The sequence below is a fragment of the Hyalangium gracile genome, assembly GCF_020103725.1.
GTDB lineage: Bacteria > Myxococcota > Myxococcia > Myxococcales > Myxococcaceae > Hyalangium > Hyalangium gracile.
The window spans coordinates 67,784-88,984 of sequence record NZ_JAHXBG010000020.1 but is presented as its reverse complement, the minus strand read 5'-3'; the positions used below and the strand labels follow the sequence as shown (position 1 = coordinate 88,984).

The 21,201-nt window shown below is 70.6% G+C and carries 16 protein-coding genes; 9 read left to right on the top strand and 7 right to left on the bottom strand.

Going from position 1 to position 21,201, the window contains the following annotated elements; translation table 11 throughout:
* Positions 1 to 37: 37 nt before the first annotated feature.
* Together KY572_RS33030 and KY572_RS33025 are read right to left on the bottom strand one after the other, a co-directional pair.
* A complete protein-coding gene (locus KY572_RS33030) occupies positions 38 to 2,443 on the bottom strand; it encodes a serine/threonine protein kinase (protein ID WP_224247641.1) in 2,406 nt (801 codons plus the stop codon).
* Between the two features lie 129 nt (positions 2,444 to 2,572).
* The gene (locus tag KY572_RS33025) at positions 2,573 to 2,959 is read right to left on the bottom strand and encodes a DUF2750 domain-containing protein (RefSeq protein WP_224247640.1); all 387 of its coding nucleotides are present in this window, start codon (positions 2,957 to 2,959) and stop codon (positions 2,573 to 2,575) included.
* Between the two features lie 262 nt (positions 2,960 to 3,221).
* On the opposite strand from KY572_RS33025, the gene KY572_RS47920 reads away from it, so the two are divergent.
* From KY572_RS47920 to KY572_RS33000, 4 genes are all read left to right on the top strand, one after another.
* Positions 3,222 to 4,958: a S8 family serine peptidase gene (locus KY572_RS47920; protein WP_317987931.1), complete on the top strand. Its 1,737-nt coding sequence runs from the start codon at positions 3,222 to 3,224 to the stop codon at positions 4,956 to 4,958.
* 14 nt (positions 4,959 to 4,972) lie between these two features.
* Positions 4,973 to 5,392, top strand: coding sequence for a hypothetical protein (locus KY572_RS33010; protein WP_224247639.1), 420 nt, complete (start codon positions 4,973 to 4,975; stop codon positions 5,390 to 5,392).
* 223 nt (positions 5,393 to 5,615) lie between these two features.
* On the top strand, positions 5,616 to 6,776 hold the full coding sequence (locus KY572_RS33005; RefSeq protein ID WP_224247638.1) for a cytochrome-c peroxidase: 1,161 nt from the start codon (positions 5,616 to 5,618) through the stop codon (positions 6,774 to 6,776).
* 22 nt (positions 6,777 to 6,798) lie between these two features.
* The gene (locus KY572_RS33000; protein ID WP_224247637.1) at positions 6,799 to 7,209 is read left to right on the top strand and encodes a hypothetical protein; all 411 of its coding nucleotides are present in this window, start codon (positions 6,799 to 6,801) and stop codon (positions 7,207 to 7,209) included.
* 1 nt (position 7,210) lies between these two features.
* Here the strand turns inward: KY572_RS33000 and KY572_RS32995 are convergent, their stop codons facing one another.
* The 3 genes from KY572_RS32995 to KY572_RS32985 all read right to left on the bottom strand — a co-directional run bounded on the left by KY572_RS32995 (position 7,211) and on the right by KY572_RS32985 (position 11,521).
* Positions 7,211 to 8,590, bottom strand: a complete 1,380-nt coding sequence (locus KY572_RS32995) for a hypothetical protein (RefSeq protein ID WP_224247636.1) — start codon at positions 8,588 to 8,590, stop codon at positions 7,211 to 7,213.
* A gap of 138 nt (positions 8,591 to 8,728) precedes the next feature.
* Positions 8,729 to 10,120: a M24 family metallopeptidase gene (locus KY572_RS32990; protein ID WP_224247635.1), complete on the bottom strand. Its 1,392-nt coding sequence runs from the start codon at positions 10,118 to 10,120 to the stop codon at positions 8,729 to 8,731.
* A 120-nt stretch (positions 10,121 to 10,240) separates the two neighbouring features.
* A complete protein-coding gene (locus KY572_RS32985; protein ID WP_224247634.1) occupies positions 10,241 to 11,521 on the bottom strand; it encodes a Kelch repeat-containing protein in 1,281 nt (426 codons plus the stop codon).
* A gap of 185 nt (positions 11,522 to 11,706) precedes the next feature.
* On the opposite strand from KY572_RS32985, the gene KY572_RS32980 reads away from it, so the two are divergent.
* A complete protein-coding gene (locus KY572_RS32980) occupies positions 11,707 to 13,356 on the top strand; it encodes a DUF2339 domain-containing protein (protein ID WP_224247633.1) in 1,650 nt (549 codons plus the stop codon).
* A gap of 13 nt (positions 13,357 to 13,369) precedes the next feature.
* Here the strand turns inward: KY572_RS32980 and KY572_RS32975 are convergent, their stop codons facing one another.
* Positions 13,370 to 13,984 carry an RNA ligase family protein gene (locus tag KY572_RS32975; protein ID WP_224247632.1) on the bottom strand — a complete coding sequence of 205 codons (615 nt, stop codon included), beginning with the start codon at positions 13,982 to 13,984 and terminating at the stop codon, positions 13,370 to 13,372.
* 49 nt (positions 13,985 to 14,033) lie between these two features.
* Between KY572_RS32975 and KY572_RS32970 the strand changes: the two genes are divergently transcribed.
* A complete protein-coding gene (locus KY572_RS32970) occupies positions 14,034 to 14,756 on the top strand; it encodes a hypothetical protein (protein ID WP_224247631.1) in 723 nt (240 codons plus the stop codon).
* 88 nt (positions 14,757 to 14,844) lie between these two features.
* Here KY572_RS32970 and KY572_RS32965 read toward each other — a convergent pair whose 3' ends face one another.
* Entirely contained in the window at positions 14,845 to 15,315 is a 471-nt protein-coding gene (locus KY572_RS32965; protein WP_224247630.1) for a hypothetical protein, read from the bottom strand.
* Positions 15,316 to 15,614: 299 nt separating this feature from the next.
* Between KY572_RS32965 and KY572_RS32960 the strand changes: the two genes are divergently transcribed.
* The 3 genes from KY572_RS32960 to yjjJ all read left to right on the top strand — a co-directional run bounded on the left by KY572_RS32960 (position 15,615) and on the right by yjjJ (position 21,015).
* A complete protein-coding gene (locus tag KY572_RS32960; protein ID WP_224247629.1) occupies positions 15,615 to 18,353 on the top strand; it encodes an AAA family ATPase in 2,739 nt (912 codons plus the stop codon).
* Entirely contained in the window at positions 18,350 to 19,579 is a 1,230-nt protein-coding gene (locus KY572_RS32955; RefSeq protein WP_224247628.1) for an McrC family protein, read from the top strand. Before KY572_RS32960 ends, KY572_RS32955 begins: the two co-directional genes overlap by 4 nt.
* Positions 19,580 to 19,710: 131 nt before the next feature.
* Complete coding sequence (gene yjjJ / locus KY572_RS32950) at positions 19,711 to 21,015, top strand: type II toxin-antitoxin system HipA family toxin YjjJ (RefSeq protein WP_224247627.1); 1,305 nt, start codon at positions 19,711 to 19,713, stop codon at positions 21,013 to 21,015.
* Positions 21,016 to 21,201: the final 186 nt, after the last annotated feature.

The following is a 21,201-nucleotide window of genomic DNA, read 5'->3' as shown; positions in this document are numbered from 1 at the left end:
TGGGCCAGCGTGCGCCCGGCAGGAGGGGCCGGGGCGCTCAGCCTCGGATGCCCACCTCGGCGACGCCCTCGGCGCACTCGATGAGCATCCGGCCCTTGGCGACGTTGGGCACGGTCAGCTTCAGCTTGAACGAGCCCGCATCCACGTGATTCGGGCCCGTCTTGAGGCTCTTGATCTCGCTCCACTTCTTGCCCGTCAGCGTGGCGGTGCAGCGCGACAGGACCGTGCTCTCCCGGTTGTCGATGACGTATTCCTTGTCGATGGTACCGGCGAGGCGCACGAAGAGATCCAGCACCTTGGGCTGAGGCGGTGGAGGCGGCGCGGAGACAGGGGGAACGGGCTCCGGCGGAGGCTCGACCGCCTGCGCCAGCTCGGGAGCGCCGTCGGGCATGACCAGGAAGAGCTGCTCCTGGGCCGCACGGGCCGCGTCATCCATATCCAGCTTCGCCCGCCTGCCCCTGGCGCCCTTGTCCAGGACCGTCGCGGAGCCAATCACCTTCAGCTTTCCGTTCGGCTTTGGCCCCACCACCTTCACGACCATGCCCTTGCGGAGCTGGGCGACTCCCGAGCCGATGGCGAAGTACCCACCCTTCAGCTGCTCCACCGCGATCAGTCCCTTGATCGGCGGCAGGGCCGTGGCGGCCTTGGACTCCCGCGACCTGGGCTGCCCCGCCTGCGCCTTCGATGGCGCCGCGGCCTGGCCCGCCGGCTCCTCCTCCGTGGAAGCCTCCGGAGGCTCCACGCGAGTCCCCTGCACCGTCGCCACGGCCGGGGCGACCGAGCCCGCGCCTTCCTTCCCTACCGTGTGAGCCGCGGCGACCGAACCCTCCGAGCCCGCGGCGGGAACGGTCTCCGGCGCTGGCTCACCCGACGGGGCCTCCGCCGCGACCGCGGCGCCCCGCGGTAGCTCTTCCGGAGGTGCCCCATGCGGAGGCGGCTGCTCGTGCGGCGGCGGTCCGGGTGGATGCGGTCCCCCTCCATGCCGTGGTGGCAGGCCCGCATGCGGCCCTCCGGGAGGAGGCGGTCCCCCTGGCTCGAAGGGCATCGGACCTCCGGAATGCGGAGGAGGAGGCGGCGAGCGGTCTCCCATGAAGTGCGCGGTGGCCACCGCGGTACCGATCATCAGCACGAGCAGGCCGAGCACGGCTCCCACGATGATCGAGCGGCTCAGGCGGGGCGCTGGCGCCACCGCTCCGGACCGCGCGGCCACGACAGGCGCGGGAGCGGGCGCCAGCTCCTGCCGGGAGACCGGCGAGGCCATGGGAGCAGGAACGATGGCCCCGGGCATGGGAGTCGCCATGGGACGCAGCGTGGCGCCCAGGCTCGCCTCCTGCTGCATCTCACTGAGCGGGCGAAGCGAGGTGGCCTCCAGCTCCACCCGGGGATCCGCCCCCGCAGGCAGCGGGGAGACTCCCACCAGCCCCACCCCTCCACTGGCCGGAGGCGTGGACTGCACTCGCCCCACACCCGAGATGCGCGAGATGAGCTTGCGCTGCGCGGAGAACGCCTCCGGGCAGAGCCCCTTCACGAAGTTGCCCACCTCCTCCGCCCCCAGCGAGGCGCTGGAGCGCAGCAGCTGCTCGTTGAGCGCGCGGGCGAACTCGTCGGAGCGGCCGTAGCGGTCCTGGGGGTTGGGCGCCAGCGCGCGACGCACCACGGCGTCGATGGCCGGCTCCACCTCCGGCCGCAGCTCGTGCAGCGAGGGCACGCGGGGGTTGCCCATGGCGGCCATCATCTCCCCCACCGTGCCGTGGGGAACGAGCGGCTGGCCAGCCAGCAGCTCCCATACCATCACGCCGCACGAGTAGATGTCGCTGCGGTGATCCACCGGCTCGGCGCGGGCCTGCTCCGGGGACATGTACCCCAGCTTGCCCATCACCGTGGACGGCAGCGTGTACTTGCTGCGCGCCGCGGACTTGGCGAGGCCGAAGTCGATGACCTTCACCTCGCCCTCGTAGGACACCATCACGTTGTGCGGGGACACGTCCCGGTGGACGATGCCCAGCGGCGTGCCATCCGGCCCCGCCTTGCGGTGCGCGTAGCCGAGCCCCTCGGCCACCTTCTGGCCGATGTAGAGCGCCACCGGCACGGGGATGGCCCGGCCCTGGGCGCGGGCCTGCTCGGCCAGGTACGCCACGTCCACGCCGGCCACGTACTCCAGCGCCATGTAGTAGGTGCCGTGGGCCTCGCCCATGTCGTAGACCTGGGCAATGGACGAGTGCACCAGGTGCACCAGCACCTTGGCCTCGTGGTGGAAGCGATCCAGGAACTGCCTGTCCTTCAGCAGCGTCGGGAGGATCGTCTTCACGATGCACGGCTTCTCGAAGCCCGCCGCACCGGAGATCTTGGCGAGGTACACCTCACCCATGCCGCCCTGGCCCAGCAGGTGGACGAGTTCGTAGCGTCCGAGGCTGCGGGGCGAATCTGTACTTTCGGTGGTCATCAAGTCATCCAGAGCGCACCACGGAGGCAAAGGTAGGCGCAAGCCGGCCGCGGTAACTCTCCGATTGGACACCGAACCCGCCCGAAAAGAAAAAGTCTCGCTCCTGTGAGAGCAGGCAGGCGGGCGCTCTCAGGCGCTCGCGCCCCCCAGGAGCTGGGTGCGCAGCTCGGCCGCCGTCACCGGCCAGCCATGCCCCTGGGGCGTGAAGAAGGTGCCCACGGGGATGCCCTCCTCGGCCAGCTCGGGCAACAGCTGCTCCACCAGCTCCGCCAGCGGGATGCAGCGCGGCTCGAAGCCCTCCCACAGGCGCGTGGCGCACATCCGCGCGGAGGCCGCCGTGGGCCACAGGGGCAGCACGTCCCGCCCCTCGTCATCGAACGCCAGCGCCCAGCCCTCCGCGTACAGCCCCCACACCTCGCCCGACTCGCGCACGCGCTGGAGGAACCACGCATGGCGTCGGGCCGGAGGCAGCGCCAGGACGGCCTGGAGCCGATCGTCGGACATCTCCTGCGTCATCCTGCCGCCTCCTTCACTGAGCGCACGCTAGCGCTCGGGGCTGACCTGCTCCCACCTGGGTGTGCGCCACCGACACTCCCGTCCAACCGCGACTTCACCGCGACAACAGAATGCCTGTGCACCGGCATACCTCCGATACGTCCGCCGGCTCCAGACCGTTGTCAGAGCTGGATGCGATGCACTTCTTCCACTGGGCGGCCCCCCCATACGGAAGTGCCCTCGTGTCCGCTTCCGTCCCAAGGGCCCGCATCTGGAGAACGTCATGATGAAGCGCTGGGGACTCCTCGGACTGCTCGCGCTGGCCGCGTGCGGCGGGGACGATGGTGGTGATACCCGCTCACAGGCACTGCTGTGCCCGGGAGTCGTGGCGGGTGCGGTGCCTGGCGAGGATTCCAGCGAGGCGAGGCTGACGCACTCGAGCGCGCTCGTCGATGGCCGCCAGCGCTTCCTGATCCGCTACCGGGACGCGGAGGGCGTGAGCGCCTCGCACGTGTCGGGGCTGGGCGACAAGGTGCTCCGGGTGTTCCAGCGCGTGCCGGCGGTGGTGGCGCGGCTGACGCCCGAGGAGCGCGAGGCGCTCGCCACGGACCCGAGCGTGGAGTTCATCGAGCCGGACGCGCCTCGCAGCTCGCTGGGACTGAGCGCTCCGGTCAGCGCCCGGGTGGCGCAGCAGACGGTGCGGCAGGGCAGCGCCGGGGAGTACACCCCGGGCCTGCACATGGTGGAGGCGCCCTGGGTCTGGGACAAGGAGCAGGACGGCATCCTGGACCTGGGAGCGCCCACCGGCGAAGGCATCAAGGTGTGCGTCATCGACAGCGGCATCGACCCGGAGCACCCGGAGCTGAAGGGGACCCTCCTGGGCGGCAAGGACTTCGTGGACGACGATGACACCCCGTGGGACGGGGACGCGAAGGGCTGGGGCGAAGGCCACGGCACGCACGTGGCGGGCATCATCGCCGCCCAGCTGGGCTCGGGCAGCGCGAACGTGAGCCCGGACATGAGCGCCAATGGCGTGGTGGGCGTGGCCCCGGGCGCCCGGCTCCTCATCGCCCGCGTGCTGAACAAGGAGGGCGTCGCCTGGGCCAGCGACATCATCGCCGGCCTCGAGTGGTGCCAGCAGCAGGGGGCCCACGTCGCCTCGCTGTCGCTGGGCGGCGGCGGCGAGAGCCGCATGGAGTTCGAGGCGTTCAAGTCCGCGGCGGCCCACGGCATGCTCGTCATCGCCGCGGCGGGCAACACCGGCGGTCCGCTGGACTACCCGGCCGCCTACTCCTCGGTGCTCGCGGTGGGCGCGGTGGACCAGTCGATGCGCCGCGCGCCCTTCTCCGCTCATGGGGGCAACCTGTCGCTGATGGCTCCGGGCGTCTCCGTGCTCTCCACCATCATCCGGGAGCAGGGCACCATCTCCCAGGTGGAGGTGGGTGACATCCCCTACTCCTCGCGCCCGCTGTACCTGGCGCCCGCGGGCAGGACGACGGGCCGGCTCGTGGACTGCGGCGATGGCGCCTCGCCCGGCTCGTGCCGCGAGGCCACCTGCGACGGCTTCGTCGCCTACGTGGACCGGAGCGATCGCGTCCCGGCGCACGTCCAGCTCACCTACGTGATGAAGCAGGGCGCGCGCGCGGTCATCTTCGGGGACGTGGCCCGCGAGGGCGATCAGGGCGTGCTCTCCATCGGCCGGCGCGGCAGCTGGGTGCCCGGAGCGCTGGTGAGCCACGACATGGGCGTCTCCATGCGCCGGATGGCGGGCTTCCCGGCGCACGTGAAGCTGCACAAGTCGGACTACGCGTTCTCCTCGGGCACCTCCATGGCGGCCCCCCACGTGACGGGGGTGGCGGCCCTCGTGTGGAGCGCCCGGCCCTCGCTCACCGCGGCCCAGGTGCGCAAGCTGCTCGAGTCCACCGCGAAGGACCTGGGCGCGCCGGGCAAGGACTGGGACAACGGCTACGGGCTGGTGCAGTCCTCGGCCGCGCTCGAGGCGCTCGAGTCACTCCCGTGAGTTAGAAGAAGGGCATGCTCGACCCGCGCCTCGTCCTCGCCGCCTCCCTCTGCCTCGCCGCCGGCTGTAGCACCGGCATGGGGGCGCAGCGGCTGGAGCGCGAGGGCAACGCCAGCCTCACCGGTGTCGTCGTGCCTCCGGTGAGCGCGGTACGCCTAAAGAGCACCTCCTGCTCCGGGGTGAGGGTACGGGTGGCCCACGCCAGCGAGCCCACGCGCCTGCTGGGCACCATCATGGTGAAGCCCAGCCGGGAGCGCTGCCTGTACGTGGTCTCCAATCTGCCGAGCGACACGGACTTGCGGCTGGAGATAAGCCCCGGGACGGACTGGAAGTGCGAGAGCGGGCAGGCGCCCACGCTCAGCCCCCGGCCCGGGACGGTGAGGCTGCGCGAGTACGAGACGGCCACGCGGGACTTTCGCGCCACGTGTGACTAGGCGTGCTGCGCGGCCGCCTGCTCGGCTGGCTGCGTCCACCCTAAGTGGAATCCCTGAGGTCCTCCTCGCCCCCTGATTCTTGGCTCCTTGGAGCGCGGAGTCCGCCCTGGGGATGGCCGGCCGGGTGGATTGATTCCCTGGCCTCAGGCACGGCAATGTGCCGCAGACGACAAGGCTTTCCATCCGTGAACTGCTCGCCCTTGTCGCAGGAGCCCAAGCCGCTATGAACGCGAAACGCCTGAGTACCCGCCTGGCAGCACTGCTCGTGGTGGGACTGATGGCCAGTGCGTGCGAGAACGAGGATCCCTTCCCCACGTTCGACGAGCTCGACAAGCTCCGCCAGCTGCACACCATGCCGCAGCGCCCGCCCGTGGATCCGACGAACCGCTTCGCGGACGACGTGCGGGCCGCCTCGCTGGGCAACCGGCTCTTCCATAATCCGAAGCTGTCGAGCTGCGGCACGGTGTCGTGCGCCAGCTGCCATGACGGGGCCGGGCGCACGGTGGCGACGGCCAAGGCGGACGGCTGCAACGGCGGGGTGACGGGCCGCAACCCGCCCACCATCCTCAACGTGGACTACCTGCGCTGGTTCATGTGGGACGGGCGCGCGGACCGGCTGTGGAACCAGGCCATCCTGCCGCTGACGAGCCCCGTGGAGATGGACTCGAACGCCACCATCGTGCGCGCGCAGCTGAACGCCACGTACATGGGCGAGTACACGGAGCTGTTCACCAAGACGCCGGACGAGACGGAGGACGACGAGCTGCTGGCCAACTTTGGCAAGCTGATACAGGCCTATGAGCGCACGGTGAACCTGGTGCGCTCGCCGTTCGACGAGGATGTGAAGCGCTTCATCGTGGCGGTGGAGGAGGGCCGGGAGAAGGAGGATCCGTCCTACCTGGCGCTGAAGACGTACTTCCGCAAGGGCCAGTGCATCGTCTGCCACCAGGGCGTGACGATGAGCGACAACCTCTTCCACAACATCGGCGTGAAGGACTCGGGCGCCGGAGCGCCGGGGCAGACGGACGCCGTCGAGCCGATGCTGAACTGGAAGTTCAACGCGGCGGGGCCCTACAGCGACAACCGCAATGGGCAGGACGCGGCGCGGCTGTCGGGCGTGCGCTCGACGCTGGCCGAGAAGCGCGCGGAGATGGAGGGGGCGTACAAGACGCCCACGCTGCGCAACGTCACGCTGACGGCGCCGTACATGCACACCGGCGAGCTGAACACGCTGGCGGAGGTCATCGACTTCTACGACAAGGGCGGCGACGAGGACGGCACGTTCCACGGCAAGAAGACGGAGACCATCAAGAAGCTGAACCTCGAGCCCGAGGAGAAGGAAGCGCTCGTGAAGCTGCTCGAGTCGATGACGGGCACTCCGTAGTCCACGCGGGCGCGGAGCGAGCATGGCGGAGCGCAGGGAGTGGATGTTCGGCACGCACCGCGCGTGGCTCGAGCCTCCGGACATCCTCTGGGTGAAGTACTCGGGCCCGAGCACCCTGGAGCACACCCGGACGCTGGTGGACATCGTCCGGGTGCTGGGGGAGCAGCAGCGGCTCTTCCTCGTCATCGACGTGGCGGGCTCGTCGATGGCGGCGGAGAACCGGAGCTACTTCACCGACCAGGCCCGCCCGGAGTGGTTCCGCGCCGTCATCTACCTGGGCGCGGGGCCCTCGCAGCGGGCCATGGCCAAGGGGCTCATCGTCCGGCTGCTGTTCACGGGCAGGTGGGACGCGCAGTTCGAGTTCGCCGACACGGAGGCCGAGGTGCGCACGCTCATCACCCGGCTGCGAGAGCCTCGGCCCGAGGGGAGCTGACTCAGCCGCTCCGCAGCGCCTTGCGCACCTCCTGCTCGAGCGCCGCATCGTCCGCGGAGGCGAACTGCTCGGGCAGCCGCGCGAGCGCCCGCGTGACGCGGACCCTCCAATCCGCATGCTCCGCCGCGCTGATGAGGCCGAGCCGACGCAGGAAGTGTCCCCAGGGCAGCAGGGCCGCGGCGACGGCGGCCTCCGCGTGCGGGTGGCGGTAGCGGCTGTCGGAGCCGGAGCGCGCCCACTCCTTCAGCACCCACTCGGCGGGGAGGAGCAGGGTCGCCGGGTCCCTCGCGGGCTCGATGACGGCGCGCAGGCCTCGGGGCACCTCGGGCAGCAGCACGAGGAGCCAGGGGTGGAGCAGCTGGGTGCGCCCCAGCGGCCACTGGTAGCGGGTCCGCAGCTCGCGCTCGAAGGCCATCACCAGCTCCTGCTGCTCGAGCTGGAGCTGCTGCAGGGAGAGCAGGGACCAGCTCGCGGCGGTGCCCCTCCACATCCACTCGCCGGAGCGGCAGGCCTGGGCGCGCTCGAGCCATCCGGGGGCCAGGGGGCCGAAGGGCTGGAGCTGCTCGTGCAGCCAGTCCTGTCCAGGCACGGGCTCTCGCAGGCTCGCCGCGTCCAGGACGGTGAAGACGGCGCGCTGGGCGAAGTCCTCGATGTCCCACCCGAAGAGCCGGGGGCTGTCGCGCACGCCCGGCCAGGCGGCGGTGAGCCCCGCGAGCGCCGCGTCCACCCGGCCTCGGTACAGGCACCACTCGGCGAGCTTCAGCAGCGGGACGAGGTGCCCCCGCCACGCGGCCAGGGCGAGCAGCGCGCCGTGCACATCCGCGTCCGGACGCGACAGGGCACACTCCACGCGCCAGCTGAGCAGCGCGGGCTCGGCTCGATAGGCGTGGGGGGCGCGCGCCTCCCAGGCGGCGAGGATGTCCTCGAGCTCGGCGCGACGGCCGGCCTCTCGGAGCAGGCCGCGAAGCCTGCGCCCGAGCTCCAGCGCATCCTCCGCATCGAAGCGCGGATCCGCGGCGACCTCGCGAGCCAGCGCGAGCCGCAGGTCCAGCGGCGCGGCCATGAAGCCATCGTGGAAGCCGCGCGGCAGCCCCTTCGTGCCGCCCTCCTTCGGGCCCAGGCTCCGGGGTCGCGGGCCAAGCCGCCGCCACAGCTCCAGCACCAGCCGCACGCCCTCCGTGACCGAGGCGCTCCGCTTCCGAGCGCTTCGCAGCCACGAGGCGGCGAGCGTCAGTGCTTCGGCCAGTCCCCCGGCCTGCCGCAGGCGCTCCTGCTCCACCTCCACGCCATGCTGGCGCAGGCTCCGGAGGAGGGCCTCCGCAGAGGAATCCGCGAGCTCACTCTCGCGCCGGGTCTCGTCGAGTTGCTCTTCGCCGCTCATGCACGCGCCGTTGAAACCTACCCACCCATAGGGTAGTGTTACAACGACGCCACGTAAAGCGTAGTGCGGGCGGAATTTCAGAGCGTTTCAGGCACACTGAATCCCGGAGCGGGCGGTGTGTTGAGGGGGAGGCGTGCCTCAGCGCACCAGGTGGAACGTGGTCTGCCGCTGCCAGGCCCAGCGCACGCGGCCCTCGGCGTCGATGATGACGTCCTCTTCCTGGGCCGAGCGCACCGGCTGTCCGCCCCACTCCGCCACGGGCGAGGTCGCCTGCAGCTCCACCGAGTACCACATGCTCGGGATGATGGTGTGGTCGCCATTGCCCGGCACGCCCTCCTGACGGTCCCACAGGCCGACGATGGCGCCGGCGCCGTGGCCGTTCAGTCCCACGGGGTGCGAGTAGACGGTGCCGTTGATGCCCTCCTGCCTCATCCGCTCGAGCACCGTGCGCAGCACCTCGTTGCCCGTCCGGCCCGGGCGCAGTTCCTCCACCACCAGGTCCTGCAGCCGGTTGGAGCGCGCCAGCGCCTGCTTGAGCCCCTCGGGCACGTCCTTCTCTGCCTCGCGCAGCACGTAGCCCATGTGCTGGGTGTCGGTGTTCAGCCGCAGCGCGGTGATGCCGAAGTCACAGTGCAGCACGTCTCCGCGCTGGATGACGGGGTTGTCTCCGAGCTGGGCGTCGGTTGCCCCCTGGCGCTGGACGCTGACGGAGGGATGGAACCACGTCTCCAGGCCGAGATCGCCCAGCCGCTGGCGCATCCACCACTGCACGTCCTGCACGCGGGTGACGCCGGGGGTGATGACGGCATTGGAGAACGCCGTCTCGATGATGTTCCAGGCGAGCTTGTTCTCCTCGGCGAAGAAGCGCTCCTCGTCCTCGGTGCGCCAGGCCAGCAGGTCCACCGGCAGCCCACCGGAGGGCTTGAGGCGCGCGGTCCACGTGGGGCCCAGCGCCTCCGTCATCCCCTCGTACTCGCCATGCGTGAGCCCGTCGGCGAAGGCGAAGGTGCGCGACACGTTGATGGCGATGGACTTCGGCTGACGCTCCTCGAGCACCTGCTTGAGCATCTGCCACTGCTCGGGGCCCCAGGGCTCGATGACCCGCCCCGAGCCCGCGCCATCCGCGGGCCGGGACGGACGGCGCTGCTCGTACAGGCCGCCCTGCGCGCCGCCTCCCAGGGTGAGGCGCACCACGCCCTTCTCCGGCCCCATGTCGTGGAAGACGAAGATGGTGCGGCGCCGCGCCGCGAACGAGTTGGCGGAGACGAGCGCCTTGAAGACGGGGTCCTCGTTGTACTCGCGCATGGGCACCACCCACATCTCGACGCCGTGCTGGCGCATGAGCCGGGGCAGCGCCACCTCCAGCCGCTCCTTCAGCCAGGCCTGCTGGCGCTCGGCCTGTTCGCGGAGCGTGCCGAAAGGGCGCTCTGGCGCGGAGCTCTCGGGAGAAGGAGCAGGCGGAGCTCCGGTGGTAGCGCAGGCGGAGGACAGCAGCAGGGAACCCAGGAGGAAGAACGAAGGCGTACGCATGGCGGCGCAGCATGTCACGTCGGCCACTGGCGGGCGCGGGCAAGAAAGCAGAGGGCGCCCGAGGAGCAGCCTGCCGCTGCTTCCCCGAGCGCCCGCTCACCGCTGGCTGCCGCTCAGTGCCTACCGAACGATGGGCACGGGAATGACGACCGAGGCATCCACCTCGGTCCCCGCGTCACAGTCATCCGAAGCGCACTGCGCGCCGCCGTCGCACGGGCCACAGTCGAGTAGCCCACCGCACCCGTCCGCCACCACGCCGCACGCCCCGCCCTGCCCCGCGCAGGTGGCCGGGACACAGCCGCTGCCGGGCATGTACCGCTCGGTGCTGGCGAGCGTCCCGCCCGCATCGTTGAAGCCCCCCACCAGCAGCACCTCGCCGCCCGGCAGCCGGACCACCCCGGCGCCACGGCGCGGAGCCTGGAGCGACGTCACCAGGCTCCACGTCCCCGTGGCCGGCTCGAAGTGCTCCGCCGAGGACAGCGTGCCCGTGGAGAAGTGAGCGCCGCCCACCACCAGCACCGCGCCGTCCGCGGTGACGACCGCGCCGTGGCTCTCGCGCGGCATGTGCGGAGGCGCCACGAGCGTCCACGTGTCCGTGGCCGGATCGAACAGCTCCGCCGTCTCCGCCGCGCGCGAGGTGCTGCCGCCCACCACCAGCACCCGCCCATCCGACAGCCGCGTCACGGTGTGGCCCGAGCGGTGCGTGCCCGCCGCGCCCCCCGCGGGCCCCGCCTTCGTCCAGCGGCCCGTGGACGGCTCGAACAGCTCCGCCTGCATGCCGCTCACGAAGAGCACGCGCCCGTCCTTCAGCACCGCCGCCGTCTGCGCGCCGCCGTGGCCCCAGCCCGGAGCCTCCGTGGTCGCCCACGTGCCGGTGATGGGATCAAACAGCTCGGCCGAGCGCAGCTGGCGCCGATCCAGGTCCGAGCCGCCCACCACCAGCACCCGCCCATCCGGCAGGAGCACCGCGGTCGGGTCCACGCGGGGCACCGACATGGGAGCCACCGTCGTCCACTCACCCGTGGCCGGATCAAAGAGCTCCACGCTGGCCAGCATGCCGACGAGCTGCTGAGGCGAGCCACCCGCCACCAGCACCCGCCCATCCGCCAGCGTCACCGCGGCGTGGTTGCGGCGCGCCACCTTGAGAGAGCCCGTGGCGCTCCACAGGCCCGTGGCCGGATCGAACAGCTCGCACGAGGAGAGGGTGCGCGTGCCGTCATGGCCTCCGGCCGCCAGCACCCGGCCGTCCGCGAGTTGCACGAAAGGCAACAGCCTCCGAGGCGTGGACAGCGTCTGTCCCACCTGCCCGGAAACGGGCTCCTCCGCCGCGGGACCGGAGCTGCAGGAGAACACTGCCGTGAAGAGAATCGCCGTGAAGAAGGACTTCGAAAACCGATGCATGACCCCACCTGGGCGCTTCGTCGAGGGGGGTCGGAATAACCTGACAGTCTGACATGCCCGGTGGTTGACTCTCGAGTGATTCCAGAGGCTTGGAACGACATCACACCACCCCGGGCGCTCGCTCTATGGTGGACTCCGGAAGCGCGGGCCGGGGCCCTTCCGCGAGCACGAGGACGGATGCGCACATGAGCGCAGAGGACGGGGAGCAGGAGCTTCGAGAGCGGGTGCAGCGACTCGAGACGCTCGTCGCTTCATTGCAGGATCGGCTTCATCAGTTGGAGGCGCGAGCAACCCCCGCGGTGCCCGCCCCCAGGCCCGTGGCTGCACCGCCGCCGCCGGCTCCCGCCGCTCCCGCGCCCCGAGACCTGGAGGCGCACCTCGGCACGTACTGGCTGAGCCGCGTGGGCATCGTGGCCCTCATCACCGGCATCGCGTACCTCATCACCTACCGCTTCGGAGAGCTGGGGGTGTTCGTGCGGGTGGTGCTGGGCTACGTGCTGAGCGCGGGGCTCGGCGCGTTCGGGCTCTGGCTGTCGAAGCGCTACTCGCTGTTCGGTCGCATCGTCTTCGGTGGCGGACTGGCGCTCGCGTACTTCGTCACGTACGCGCTGCACTTCATTCCGTCGGTGCGCGTCATCGACAGCCAGGTGCTGGCGTTGGTGCTGCTGGCGGGGCTCGTGGTGGGCATCGTCGTCATCGCCCACCGGATGCACTCGGAGACGGTGGCGGGCATCGCCCTGTTCCTCGGGCTCCACACGGGGATGCTCAGTGACATCACGTCCTTCACGTTGATGTCCACCACGCTGCTGGCGGCCGGCGCGCTCTTCTTCCTGGTGAAGAACCGCTGGGTCATCGTGCCGCTGTCGAGCCTCGTCGCCGTCTACAGCACGCACGTCAGCTGGGCGATGCGCAGTGACGGCGTGGCGCACGGCACGACCGAGCCCGAGCGGCTCCTGCTCAGCCTGGGCTTCCTCGCCGTGTACTTCCTGCTCTTCTCGGTGGCGCTGCTCGCGAGGCCTCGCGAGCTGTCGCTTCGGGCCAGCCTGGCGTTCGCCCTGCTCAACTGGGTGGGGCTGGTGGGGCTGGGCTCCTATGAGGTGGCGCGCCAGAGCAGGCCGGACCTGTTCACCTTCATCCTCATCGTGGCGGTGGCGCACGGCGTCGCCGCCGGAGTGGCATGGTGGAGGCAGGCTCCCGCGGTGCTGTTCCATGCCTACCTGTCGCTGGGGGCCATCACCCTCGCCCTGGCGATGCCGGCCCAGTACGACGCCGCGCCGCTGGTCGCCTCGTGGCTGGTGACGGGTGTCGTGACGGGGCTCTCCGCGCGAGGCACCGCCTCCCCCATCCTGCGCTGGGTGGGCGTGGCCATCCTGTGCGTGGGGCTCGGGGCCACGTGGTTCATCGTGGACAGCCCTCCCATCCTCTATGGCGTGGCCTTCGCGTGCTTCCTGCTCGTCGAGCGCGCCGGAGAGCTCCGGACGGACTGGCTGCCTCCACCGGAGTTGCTCCAGGCCCAGGGCCTGCTCCGCGCCCTGTGTGCCGGCGGCGCGGCGCTGGCGCTGGTGTGGCTGGTGGGCGACTGGATGCCCCGAGGGCTCACCACGCTCGGGTGGGTGGTGGCGGCCTTCGGGATGTTCGCGGTGGGCTTTGCCCTGCGCGAGCGCAGGTACCGGCTCGCCGCCCTCGGCGTGCTGGGCCTGGCGCTCGGGCGACTGCTCATCGTGGACCTGGCGCGGCTGCCCACGGATCAGCGCGTCATCACCTTCATCCTCCTGGGAGTGATGCTGCTGGTCATCTCGTACACGTACACCCGGCTGCGCGACCGCAAGGGGTGACAGCCAAGGCCCCTCAGCGGCGCAGCTCGAAGTAGAGCGTGCGCAGATCCTCCGCCTCCTGCCGCACGTGCGCCTCGAGCGCCGCCCGTGACTCCGGCGCCAGGGCGCGCAGGCTGTCTGCCGCGTCCGTCTCGAGCTGCTCCAGGATGTCCTCCACCAGCAGCTTCAGCAGTGCCTCGGCCTTGGGGCTGCGCGCGAGATCGAACGCGCAGAACTCGATGCGCGGCGAGTAGTACACGCCCGTCTGCACCGCCTGCACTCCCGGCACCGGCGCCACCTCCGGGTGCGGATAGGCTCCGCCGAACAGCTCGCCATAGAGCGTCACACGCACCGTGTCCGGGTGGCTGGCGCGCACCGCCGTGTACAGCCGGAGCACCGCCGGGACGAGCCGTGGCAGCAGCGCCGTGTGCCCGAAGAAGTCCTCACCCTCCGCCAGCAGCGCCTTGCGCCTGGCGCAGCGCACCGTCCGCCCTTCACTCAGGAGCGCGAAGTTGGCGCCGTGGATCTTCTCGGTCACCACCCACGGGCTCTTCTTCAGCGCTCGGTAACCCGTGTCATCCAGTCCCCACTGCTCCGGGCGCTCGACAATCTTCTCGTAGCTGGTGTGGTGCGGCCCTGCGTCGTTCATGGGAAGCTCCTCGGGCCGTCGTTGACGACTCACAGGAGGGACACCGGACATGCGCCATGCTCCGAGCGGACTGTCGATCCACCTGCTCACGACCGCCTTGCTCCTGAGCCTCACGGCCCTGCCCACCGTGGCGCGAGCCGAGGAGCCCGAGCAGACCTCCGCTCCCCTGAGGGTGGCCCTGGATGTCGGTGGCACGCTTGCCGCCATGCGTCATCCCGCCGCGCCGCTGCCTCCCTCCCCCGTCGGCTTCCCTCGCTTCTCGTCGGACCGGGACACCGCCGCACGAGCCACCTTTGGTGTCCACGTGGCCCTGAGCCAGTTCTTCGATGTGGAGAACCTCTGGGAGAGCAATGCGCTGGACTGGTATTTCTCGAAGGACGTCCAGGTCTTCTCGCTCCGGTTCGGTCTGGAGAAGGAGCTCCCCCTGTCCCGGCGGTTCTCGCTGGGGCTGGCTGTCCACGCCGCGGCCGCCGAGGCTTCGATCGGCGCGGGGGAGACCTCCTTCGGCGCCCCGCCGATTCCAGACACCGGCCCCGCCCCGGACTCGATCACCGAGGTCCGAGCCTTTCAGTGGCTCTTCGGCGCGAGTGGAACCGTCTCCCTGCTCGTCCTCACCAACAGCCCGGTCTACTTCCGCCTCCAGGCTGGCTACATCCGGTACTTCCAGCAGGCCCGCCACTTCGAGTTCCGCGGCAGGGACCTCACTCCGGGGGGCTTCTCGGTGTCGCTGAGCGGGCCCACGGGCGGAGTGTCCATGGGCTTCCGCTTGTAAGCGGCGTGGCGCGGGGCCTGTCGCCGGTGAGGGAGTGATGACCGTCGTCGCGGGTCTCCCTCTGGCTCATCTGCCGTCTTGCGCGGTGCTACTTGCCGTCCACCACGAGGACCATCCAGCGGTCCGTGGAGTGGTCGATGCGCACGTTGGAGGCGCCCGCCTCCTGGAGCTGCTGCACGATGCGCTCCAGGAAGACCAGCTGCTCCTTCGGCGCGTCCACGAAGAGGTTCTTCTGCTTCGCGCCCTTGGCCTTGGCCTTGGCGGGCTGGGCGGAGGCGCCGTTGGTGCCCTCGGCGGCGCTGGCCGCGGGCTTGGACTGGGGAGCATCGTCCTCCGCGGAGTCCTGCTCGTCGCGCGAGGGCTCCTCGGCCGGCGGGGCCGCGCGCTCCTGCTCCGCCTGCTCCCGGAGCTGCTGGAAGAGCTTCGGGTTGAGCGTGGCGTCGAACTTCTCCTCGAAGCGCTCCTGCGCCTCCTCGCGGGTGATGTCCGGCTGGTCGCGGATGAGCTCGAGCAGGAAGGCGTTGCGCTCCTGCGTCTGGGCCTGGGAGATCCTGGGCATCGTCGGTTCCTCGTGAAGGGGAAGGCTGAAGGGCGGCGCAAGGTAGTCGAGCGCCCGCCGCCAGAAAAGGGGCCTGGAGACGTGTCGACTCCGGGCCCGTGCCCGGGTCGGTGGCCACACGCCCAGCACGGCCCTTTCCCTACCAGCCGTGCAGGCCGCGCCGAATAATCGTGGCACCCGGGAGTGCTGCTGGGTAGTGTGAGTGGCACCCTACCCAACCGGTCCTGCCTGCCCCTCGGCCGGGCGTGCTTCGAGCCTCGCCCGGTGGAGTCGGCCAGGACGCTGGCGAGGCCCGCCACGTGAATGTCCTGCCACCCCTGCCCGAGCTCGTCGCCCAGTTCCTCCAGCGCTTCGTCCATCAGCCCGCCGGACAGGCGCACCTGGCCCGTTATGCCGTGGACGCCGCCTTCGCTCGCTCCGCGTTCGAGGACCTCTGCCGCCGCGCGGACGCCGGCGAGGACGTGACGGAGCGGGTGCTGGCGAAGCTGCTGCCCCACCGCGACACCCCCTTCAACCGCCAGCGCGGCGCGTGGACCGCGCGCTGGGCCGTCATCAATCGGGAGATAAAGCTCTGGTTCCAGAACGTGGGCTGGGTGCCGGACGAGGCCGCGTGGCGAGAGGTCGCCAGCCACATCCTGCGCCTGCTCCGAGCGCTGGAGCGCGGGCCCCAGCAGGCCGCCCTCGATGCCTTCGCCGCCTCGCCGCTGTCCAAGGGGTTCCGCTCGGGCTTCCTCAGCCCGGCGCTGCACTGCCTGCGGCCGGACCTGTACCTCGTCGTCAACGCCAAGAGCCGCCGCGCGGGCAACTTCTGCCTGGCGCTGTGGGGCGAGCCTCGCGAGGTGAGCGTCGCCATCGAGCACTACCTGGAGGCCAACGCCACGCTGCGCTCCGTGCTCGAGCGCCTCAAGCCCCTGGGCATCCAGGACGCGGACCACTTCGACGCCTTCTGCCACTGGCTGTGTGACAGGAAGCAGGGGGGCTACCTCGCCCGGAAGAAGGTGGAGGAATTGGAGGACGGCCCGCCGGAGGACGACATCGGCGGCGAGCCCGAGGAGGAGGTGGGCGCCTGGGTCGTCCGCAACATGCTCTCCCGGCGCAACCTGCGCACCGAGCTGCGGCGCGGCCGGCGCAGCACGTGGACGGCCACCCAGCGCAGCTCGCGCGAGTGGCTCCAGGACGCCGAGCCCGGGGACCTGGTCTTCCTCTATCAGGCCAGCCCCGTGCGAGAGGTGCTGGGGCTCGGCAGGCTGGTGGCCGCGCCCGTGCCCGTCGGAGAGGAGACGCGCTTCGAGGTGGAGTTCCTCACCGATGTGCTCCCCCAACCCATCCCGCTGGCGGCCATCCAGGCGCACTCGACGCTGTCGGGGATGATGATGGCCTCGCCTCGCAGCGGCATGGTGCTGCCCATCCGCGCCGACGAGCTGCCCCACCTCGCCCGGCTCGTCTGGGACCGCAACCCTGAGGTGCACGAGGTGCTCGCTCCGTACCTGGGCCCCGCCGCCACCGCTCCCGAGCCGTCCGTGGCCCAGGTGCCGCGCGTGTTGGATCTGGCGGCGTGGGTGGACGAGTGGCGCCGCACCTCGGGCTACCCGGACGAGACGGACTCGCGGGATGCGCAGCAGCGCGAGGCCTGGGCACGGCTGCTGGCGAAGGATGCGCTCGACCGGCTCACGCCGGAGGACTTCCGGCCCGTGTTCCAGCTGGGCGTGCTCGGCTCGCCCGGCTCCGTCGCCCGCCTCAACCGCTTCTTCCTGGAGGCCGGCGAGGACGAACTCGGCCGCTTCCGCGCCACGCTGCGCGACGTGCTCTACGGCGAGGGCCGGGTGGAGCAGCGCCTGGACCGCGCGCTCGACAAGAGCAGCCCCACGTACGTGCAGGGGCTGGGCGAGGGCGTGCTGATGAAGTGTCTGGCGCTCGTCCAGCCCGAGCGCTTCCTGGGTGTCTACGCCTCCGAGGGAGACCACGGGAAGGCGCGAATGATGGAGATGCTCGGGCTGCCGCCGCTGCCCGCCTCGCTCTCGCCCGGCACGCTGGCGGTGCGCTCCAACGATGCGCTCCGGGAGGCGCTGGCGCCTCACATGTCCGCGGCGGGGCTGCCGGCCACGCAGGCCATGCGGCGCTTCCTCTACTGGCTCAAGGCCCGGCTGGATCAGCAACCTCCCAAGGAGCTGGATCCCGCCGAGCGCTTCCTGCACGTCACCTCGCTGCGGCGCGAGCGGCTGGAGGAGCTGTGCGCACTGCTGGAGCACCGGCGCCAGCTCATCCTCTATGGGCCGCCCGGCACGGGGAAGACGTTCATCGCCCGGGAGCTGGCGCGCTACCAGGCCGGCGCCGAGGCCCGCTGCGAGCGCGTCCAGTTCCACCCCGCCTACTCCTACGAGGACTTCGTCGAGGGCCTGCGACCCCAGGTGGATCCCCAGGCCCCGGGAGGGCTGCGCTACGAGTACCGCCCCGGCATCCTCAAGGCCCTGGCGGAGAAGGCCCAGGCCTCGCCCACCGAGCGCTTCGTGCTGCTCATCGATGAAATCAATCGCGCCGCCCTGCCGCGCGTCTTCGGCGAGCTGCTCTATCTGCTGGAGTACCGCGAGGAGCGGGTGCGACTGGCGGGCTCGGGGGACTTGTTCGAGCTGCCGCCCAACCTCTACCTCATCGGGACGATGAACAGCGCGGACCGGTCCATCGCGCAGATCGACGTGGCGCTGCGGCGCCGGTTCCACTTCGTGCGGATGGATCCGGACGTGGAGGTGCTGCGGCGCAACCTGCTCAAGTGGGACGTGGCGCCGGACGTGTGTGACTGGGTCGTCGAGGGTCTGGAGGCGGTGAACTCGCGCATCGCCCGCTCGCCGGGCCGCGAGTTCTGCGTGGGCCACTCGTTCTTCATGGACAAGGACCTGGACAGCTCGCGCGTCGAGCGCATCTGGCGCCATGACATCGCCCCGATGCTGGAGGACTGCTTCTACGACTCGCCGCAGGTGGTGACGGAATTGCGCGCCCTCTTCGATGCGGCCCGCCCCGGCGCGGTGGACATGGCGGAATGACGGCGTGGACCCTCACCGAGTGGGAGTGGAGCGAGCTGCCGCTCTCGCCCTCGGACGTACTCGTGGCGCAGGCGCACCTGGGCTCGGCGCTGTCCGTCGAGCCCTCCGTGGGAGGCTTCCGGCTCCGGGCCCAGGGCGTGGCGGGGCTGGTGTCGCTCCCGGGCGGGACGCTGCACGTGCGGCCCAAGGTGCCAGGGCTCAACCTGCTCGCGCTGGTCGATTACGCCTCGAGGGAGGTGGCCTGGGGCGGGGACGTCGTCGGCTCGGACTCGGCGGACGAGCTGCTCTCGCTGCTCGGCACGCTCTACCTGCGCAGGGTGGAGCGGCTGGCTCGCGGCGGCTGGGTGCGCGGCTACCGGGAAGAAGAGGATGAGCGCCCGACGCTGCGCGGACGCTGGCTCGTGAGCAGGGATGTCTCCCGGCCGCCCACGCACCGTCACCTGCTGTCATGCCGGTTCGACGAGTTCACTCCGGACGTTGCACCAAACCGGGTGCTGCTCGCGGCACTCAGGGTGCTGGAGCGCTCCAGCGCCTTCGGCTCACGCGTCGCGGCCCAGGCGAACGCGCTGGCCTCCACGCTGGCCGACGTGCAGCCGCTGGCTGAGGTGCGGGCCGCGCTGCGGATGCTGGCCTCGGACCGGCGCTTCACTCCGTATGGGCCGGCGGTGGGGCTCGCGCGCCTCATCCTGGAGGGCGCGGGTGTGCAGGCAACTCCTGGTGTCCAGCCCCTGGCCTCCTTCGTCATCCGGCTCGCGCCCCTGTTCGAGGCCGCCATCACCCGAGCCCTGGCCCGCGTGGCGGACGCTCGGGGCATGGCGTGTCATGCGCAGCGCCCGCTCTCGCTGGACACCGAGAGCCAGCTCACCGCCATCCCAGACATCGTCCTCGAGCACGGCGGCGCCCGGCTCGTCATCGATGCCAAGTACAAGCTCCCCGCCGACGGCCTGCCACCGGCGGATGACTTCCAGCAGCTCGTCACCTATCTGGCGTGCCTGGACACGCGTCGCGGAGCGCTCGTGCTGCCGGCCACGGGAGCGGTGCCGGAGGAGACCACCCTGCGACTGAGGACCTTCGGACGCCTGAGCGAGGTGCGCATCATGCGGGTGCCACTTGGAGGGCGCGCGCTCCGGGTCGGCGCGGCGCTCGAGGCTGCCGCCGAGCGACTCGTGGCGTGGCTGCCCGAGCGCTCCTTCGCTCTCCAGCTCCCTTCTCGGGCAGGAAGCTAGCCTCTCAGCACCTATTCAACCCAAGCCCCATCCGCAACCGACAGCCTTTACATATCAACAGGTTACATCCAAAAGCCATTCATCCATCTATTCACCGAGCTATTCACTCATCTCGATCGTAGAAGTGGACCATGGCCTCCGTGGATCAACTCCTGACCGAGCTGCGTCGCCTCGGCAATGCGCGAGCGAGCGAGCTTCGAGAGAGGCTGGGAGTCTCACAGCCGACGATCTCTCGCCTCATCACGGAGGCAGGCGACCGGGTCTGCAAGATGGGAGCAGGCCCACGGGTCCACTACGCACTCACCCGGTCCGTCCCTTCACTCGGCACACGCATCCCCGTCTATCAAGCCGATGAAAAGGGGAGCATCCATCGACATGGGACCCTCCATTTCCTGGCCGACGATCATCAGTGGCTCGCCAGGGAGCAGAGCCCCGGCAGGTTCTACGAAGGGCTGCCCCCCTTCTCGGCCGAGATGAGCCCGCAGGGCTATGTCGGTCGGGGCTTCAGCAAGCGCTCCCCCGAACTCGAGCTGCCTCCGCGCATCAGCGACTGGAGGGATGATCATCGGCTGATCGCACTCGCCCGAAGAGGCGAGGACTGCGTGGGCGACCTCATCCTGGGAGATGAGTCGCTGAATCGATTCCTCGCGCAAATACCCCGCTCGGTCCAGCCCCGTGACTACCCAGAGCTGGCTCGCGCTTCTCTCGCCGGGCAACCGGGCTCCTCCGCGGGCGGAGAGCAGCCCAAGTTCAGCGCGTACTCCGAAGGCCGCCATGTCCTCGTGAAGTTCTCGGGCGAAGACGAGAGCGCTGCCGCTCGGCGATGGAGAGACCTGCTGGTCAGCGAAAGCTTCGCACTCGAAGCGGTTCACGCGGAGGGGATCCCGGCCGCAACCTCACGCTCATTGCTCATCGAGGGACGTCGGTTCCTGGAGGTCCACCGCTTCGACCGCATCGGTCTCCGCGGAAGGAAGGCCCTGTTGTCGCTGGGTAGCATCGACGACGAGTACTTCGGACACCGGGACACGTGGACCCAGGCGGCTCAACGCATGCTCGCCGAGCGGCTCATCGACGCGGAGGATGCTCGCAGGATGCGCTGGCTCGATGCCTTCGGGCAGCTCATCGGCAACACGGACCGGCACTTCGGCAACCTCTCGTTCTTCGTGGAGGGCGAGGGTCGATTCAGGCTCGCACCGGTCTACGACATGCTGCCCATGGTCTTCGCGCCCGTTGAGGCGGAGATCATCGAGCGCACCTTCAGCCCGTCTCCTCCGACCGCGGACAACCTCGATGTCTGGTCCCACGCCGCCCGCTGTGCCGTGAGCTACTGGGGACGGCTCGTCGGCTCGAGCGAGCTCAGCGAAGAGTTTCGGGAACGCTGTCGGCATTGCAAGGACCAGGTCGAGGCGCTGGCGAGCCAGGCTCCAGGCCCATGACGTGGACCCAGCAGGCTGCTGGCCATGTGCTCCTCCACACTCCGGTGCACGTGTCGGGCACAGGCTCGTTGGATCACCACTCGGAGCCCTCGGGCGTGAAGTCCGGCTCGAGCCGCTCCACTTGCTGCCAAAGCGCCGTCGAGTAGAAGTTGCGGAAGTGGCTCCCCATCGGGATGTCACCGACCG